Origin of the sequence: Kribbella sp. NPDC050241, assembly GCF_044459685.1 — a bacterium.
GTDB lineage: Bacteria > Actinomycetota > Actinomycetes > Propionibacteriales > Kribbellaceae > Kribbella.
Genome location: NZ_JBITJE010000029.1, coordinates 1 through 4,665 on the forward strand (window position 1 = coordinate 1; position 4,665 = coordinate 4,665).

Genomic DNA, 4,665 nt, shown 5'->3' on the forward strand with positions numbered 1-4,665 from the left:
CCGCAGGCGGTCTGCTCCAGCAGCGCGGCATCCCTCTGCTCCTGGGTCGTGTCCCGCCAGATCCAGCCGGGCACCTTCAGCGCTTGGCAACGGCACTTGTGGGCTCCGCCCGTGGCGAAGACCGCCTCGACGTCCTCTGTCGATGCTTGATTGGCCGGGAGCCACACGAAATCGGGCATGCAGCCATCATGCTCTTCGCTGGGCATGCCATCGTCGAAGACCGCGGTCCACCACCGGCACGCGAACGAACCGGCGGAGGGTCTGGGAGAGACGGTCGTCGTACCAGCAGGTCCACGCCTTCACTATCTGCGGCAGATCCGGACGTTACGCGAGCCGATGGCGCACCACTCGCGGCGGATGACGCATGCGCTGGCTCGGCGAGGGCTGCACAAGTAAAGCTGACATCTCACCGCACTCGCTGACCGTGGCGTACGCCCGTTGTGCGGGCCGCTTGGGCCGGGCACCGCCGCGGCGCCAGCCTGGGACGACTACGTGGTCGTTCAAGCTGCCATGCTGCGCTGGTTTGATCCCGACAAGGTCGTCGTCAGCTATGCCCGGCAGAAGGTCGTGGTCGCTGGGTGGTCGTGCGCCACGCTGCTCGGAGGGCTTCGAGTTCGTGTCGGGGGAAGGGCCGGCCCCACTGAGTCTGGTAGTCGACCTCGCCGAGGTCGGCGGCGACGGCGTCGAATGCACGGATTACTGTCCAGGCAAGTGTGGTGATCGGCTGTCGACTGTGCCAAATCAGATTTCCGGCATGCTCGGGTGTTCTCGAATCGGCTGCTTCGACGAGGCGAATGTCGACCGTGTCGCCGTGACGCTGGAAGAACCATCTGTAGACGGTGGGTTCTGCCTCGAACTCGGCCTGTGTGTCGGTCTCGTACAGGACGATCCTGGATACGGCGCTTAGCAGTTGTTCGGGACCGTCGGTGACGTAAGAGACGACCGCCTCGGCACTGGTGTGGTCATCACTGACCGAACAGAAGGCCCATCCGTGATGTCTCAGCGTCCAGATCACCCGCACACCCCGCATTGTTGCACGACACAATGGCCAGGTCGTCATTCAATCGGGTCGGTTGCCTGCTGTGATTCTGCTTGCGCCGGCGCCCCCTCATCGGCATGACCGCGCATCACTATCCGCGGCAAATCCGTGCGTTTGCTGGCTGGGTGACGCTGGGGTCACTCGGAGCCCATGCCGGCGGCGATCGGCTGGAGCTCAGCCAAGAGCCGCTTGAAGATCCCTAGCGGTCCGTGCGCCTCCAGGGGTATGTGAGGCGCGTACTCCAGCAGATTTCGTAGCGCGAGCACCTCGGCTCGCGAGAGCGCCACCACTGCGACGTTCTTCGATGCAGCCGAGACATTCACGCTGTTCAGCATGGCACCAACCTCGCGCTCACAAGCAGTCCTGGGCGTTCACTATCCGCGGCAAATCAGTGCGTTCTAGGTTGCTACCGGCGGGCCTGGAGTCTCGGACAGCCACACGGCCGACCTGCCGTGGCCTGCCGCCTCAACGGCCGCAGTTGTACGACGCTCTGCAGGGCTTTCCCCTCGACTCACACTGAAAGCAGCGCGAGGCCCCCAGTCCCGGCGATCAACAGAATCTGACCAGCTCGCCCCTTCCTGCCGCGTCTTGACACAGAAAGGAGCCATGAGAGTGCGTTGAGACGTACTCGGTCTGGGCGCTCAGTGGTAGGGGACGTAGTCGATTCTTTCGGCCCGCCGCCGCCAACCAGGCCACGGCCAGGCGTTCCTCCAGGTGCGAGGCTCGTGGTTGGAGCCGCGCACTTTGATGCAGCCACCCCGCCCTAGGTGAAACGCGGTCGCACGTCCCTCGACCGCAATATCAATGAAGGAGCCGATCGCTCGGAGGTCCAAGGCCAGATCGTCGCCGAGTTCCGCGGGAGCGGAAGCAGGGTCGTCGAGGCTGACCGTGCCGAGACCGCCAGATCCGAGGTACATCACCACACCCACCGCGCTTGGGTTATGTGGCCTCAGTCGATGCGTCGTCGCCCGTTCTCCTTCTGAGACCTCCAACGTTGCGCAGTCCCGGAGACCTGCGACGCGCTTCTCGAAGTGGCTCCTGAGCTCGGACATGGGCAGACCTTAGGACAACCGGAACTCTTACGCCCGCTCGCACGCTCATCGACATGATCGCGCTTCACTATCGGCGGCATGAGCGGACGTTCGGTGACGGGGCCTGAGCCACTATTGTCGAGGCCATGGAGCGTGCTGAGCGTGGGGGCTTGTGCCTGACCCTTGAGGAGGCTGAGATCGTTCGAGCCGCTCTCTTCACCATTGAGCATTACATGAACAACGTTTGGGATCAGAGCGAGGTCCGTGCCGTCTCAGGTTTCACGGTCGACCGGTTTGCGAGTGTCCGTCAGGCGATCGACACGGCCAGCGATGGGCCATCCCGCTGAGCTCGTAGCTCGCGCCGGGTTATCACCACTCCGCCTTGATCGCGGCAGATCCGCGCACTTCTATGCTCAAGACATGGGAGATGTGCCGGAAGCCTATCGAGCCGCAATCCGCGCGGAGTTGGACGCCCTGACGGCTGGCGCTCGACCAGACTTGCTCCACTGGGTGCGTGCCTATCCAGCGACGCTGGTCCGCCAGCCCGAGGAGATCTGGACACATTCCGAATCTGAGGTGGTCAGGCGGGACGACGGCACCGCCTGGAGCGTTCTGCCGCTGTGGACGACTGACGCGTCGCCGAGCGACTTGAGCGCGGAGATCGAGATCAACGCTGAAGGCCGCGTGACCATCCACGACGCGCACGTCCTGTAGCCCTCGCTGGGCACCAACGCGGCGATGTCGGTGTGTCCTCGCTTATGGGCCCGGAGCGGCCGAATTGCGGCGGCCGTCTCCACACGCCGCGAGTTGCGCTGATCCTCAACTCGGGCTGGGCGCGGAACCTCGTCTGGGCCTCTCCACCTCCAGCTGTCGACGTGCGGTCTATTGCTACCGCGCACGCCAGTGCATCAGGTAGAGCCGCCGGTGGTGATATCCGGTCCAGGACGGGTCAGTGTCTCCGACCTGCAGATGGAGCTCGACGCTCGGCATCGGGTCGACGATTGGATCCATTGCCGACTCCAGGTCGTCAACCAGTTCCTGCATGTCCTCGCGAGTGTCGGCGTCATCGGTGCTTACGCAAGCATGCAGAACCACCCGCTCGTAGCCGGCCTCGACCGCCAGTCCTCGAACAGCGGTACCGATTCGGCCCTGGGAGGCTTGGAGCGCCTGCACCAGGACACCGTTCTCCCACTCGATTCGGGGCCCGTAGTCCGGTCCATAGGTAGTCTCGGGCGGCTCGTGACGCATGGCCGCATCATCCCGTGACGGAGGTGAGAAGCGCTACCGGGTGCCAGCGCACTCAATTCGGCTACTTGTACGTGCGTTGGCCAGCGTCCCAGGATCAGGCCAGGCTTCTAGCCTGTCGCGGATCAGTTGGCGGACATGTGTCGCAGATCTATTGGCGGATCACAGCCCGCGGAGCTGGTGGACTTGAACCCCTAACCCCTGCCTTGCAATGGCGGTTGTGGGGATCTCGCTGGCTTGAGCGTCGGATCGCTGAGTGTGGGCCCGGCCGGTTCAACCCCATGAGTGACCAGTCAGGCCCCTTGACGCGCCTCCGTTAGGGCACGTGAAGGGCACGGCGTCCGGGAGATTCAAGGCTCACGCACTCAATCGGCCGCGACCTCAGCCTCGGGCTGCTTCGTGGCTCGACGGCGTCGGAACTGGTGCCGGATTGTCGAAAGGATCAGGTCAGCCGTCCACCACGTGAAGGCGAATGTCGGCGCGAAGACGTACCAGATGAAGTCCGCGACTGGTAGATCCCTGTGCAGGCCAACGACGATGCTGACGGACAGCCCGACGACAATGCCGAACCAGAACAGCGGGTCGGTCCAAATTGGACGATCGAAGAACTGGCGTGGGATCACCGGCACATGATCACACGCTGCGGCGGTTCGGTACCGCGGCTCTACGCCCACACCTGCCCCGTCCCCCCGATAGCGGCCGGAGGGACGGGGCTACCCACGTCGGACGCGGCAACGGCGGCTCGTGGCGGTTGGGATCGCGTGTGCCAGGAAGCGTCTTGCTCTGGGCTCCGGCGAGGACGGCGCCCCGGCGCCGCCCGCAGTCCGGGGCCGCGCGCCGAAGGCGCGCCCTTGATCCATAAGAGCCAAACTCGGCAGAGAGCCCGCGGAGCTGGTTGTCCTGTGACGGCTGATGCCTGACATTCGTGTGCCAGCTGATGGTTGTCATCTGCACGACCGCGCGGAACGCGGCATGTGCGGACGTTCGGAGGTGCCTGGTCCAATGAACTTCGGGCACACTCAGCGCATGGACGAACCGACCCGAGCTGCGGCGAGAACTGGGATGGAGCAGCTCAGGATGGATGGGTCTCCAGTGGCGTGGCCGGAAACTACCGAAGCCACCATCTCGCAAGGCTGGCGCCGCTGGCGCTCGTTCCACCGGCGACACAAGCGTGGCTCCGACGACTTCGAGGCGCGGGTCGAGGACCTAGTGTCGCGTGTCGTTGATTAGTTTACGTCTGGGTTCGGGGAGAATTGGTGTCATGTATGTGGCCCGGGCTCTGCGGCTTCGTGATGGTGATCGTGCGCGGTTGGAGGCGGTGACGCGGGCGTCGACGGCTCCTGCCGGGGT

The 4,665-nt window shown here is 64.5% G+C and carries 6 protein-coding genes; 2 read left to right on the plus strand and 4 right to left on the minus strand.

All coding sequences use genetic code 11. From position 1 onward, the window contains the following. Positions 1–544: 544 nt before the first annotated feature. Together ACIBG5_RS43535 and ACIBG5_RS43540 are read right to left on the minus strand one after the other, a co-directional pair. Entirely contained in the window at positions 545–1,015 is a 471-nt protein-coding gene (locus ACIBG5_RS43535; RefSeq protein ID WP_396397979.1) for a hypothetical protein, read from the minus strand. A 161-nt stretch (positions 1,016–1,176) separates the two neighbouring features. Next, positions 1,177–1,374, minus strand: coding sequence for a hypothetical protein (locus tag ACIBG5_RS43540; RefSeq protein ID WP_396397980.1), 198 nt, complete (start codon positions 1,372–1,374; stop codon positions 1,177–1,179). An 842-nt stretch (positions 1,375–2,216) separates the two neighbouring features. Here ACIBG5_RS43540 and ACIBG5_RS43545 point away from each other — a divergent pair. Together ACIBG5_RS43545 and ACIBG5_RS43550 are read left to right on the plus strand one after the other, a co-directional pair. Beyond that, complete coding sequence (locus tag ACIBG5_RS43545) at positions 2,217–2,417, plus strand: hypothetical protein (RefSeq protein WP_396397981.1); 201 nt, start codon at positions 2,217–2,219, stop codon at positions 2,415–2,417. 73 nt (positions 2,418–2,490) lie between these two features. Beyond that, positions 2,491–2,784 carry a hypothetical protein gene (locus ACIBG5_RS43550; protein ID WP_396397982.1) on the plus strand — a complete coding sequence of 98 codons (294 nt, stop codon included), beginning with the start codon at positions 2,491–2,493 and terminating at the stop codon, positions 2,782–2,784. Positions 2,785–2,958: 174 nt separating this feature from the next. Here ACIBG5_RS43550 and ACIBG5_RS43555 read toward each other — a convergent pair whose 3' ends face one another. Together ACIBG5_RS43555 and ACIBG5_RS43560 are read right to left on the minus strand one after the other, a co-directional pair. After that, positions 2,959–3,318 (minus strand): hypothetical protein, encoded by a 360-nt coding sequence (locus tag ACIBG5_RS43555; RefSeq protein ID WP_396397983.1) that lies wholly within the window; start codon positions 3,316–3,318, stop codon positions 2,959–2,961. Positions 3,319–3,680: 362 nt separating this feature from the next. Further along, entirely contained in the window at positions 3,681–3,938 is a 258-nt protein-coding gene (locus ACIBG5_RS43560) for a hypothetical protein (RefSeq protein WP_396397984.1), read from the minus strand. Positions 3,939–4,665 lie beyond the last annotated feature (727 nt).

Bases quoted from the DNA above. Each gene is read 5' to 3' on its own strand.
- ACIBG5_RS43540 (WP_396397980.1), bottom strand. From the start codon at position 1,374: ATGCTGAACAGCGTGAATGTCTCGGCTGCATCGAAGAACGTCGCAGTG.
- ACIBG5_RS43545 (WP_396397981.1), top strand. From the start codon at position 2,217: ATGGAGCGTGCTGAGCGTGGGGGCTTGTGCCTGACCCTTGAGGAGGCT.
- ACIBG5_RS43550 (WP_396397982.1), top strand. From the start codon at position 2,491: ATGGGAGATGTGCCGGAAGCCTATCGAGCCGCAATCCGCGCGGAGTTG.
- ACIBG5_RS43555 (WP_396397983.1), bottom strand. From the start codon at position 3,318: ATGCGTCACGAGCCGCCCGAGACTACCTATGGACCGGACTACGGGCCC.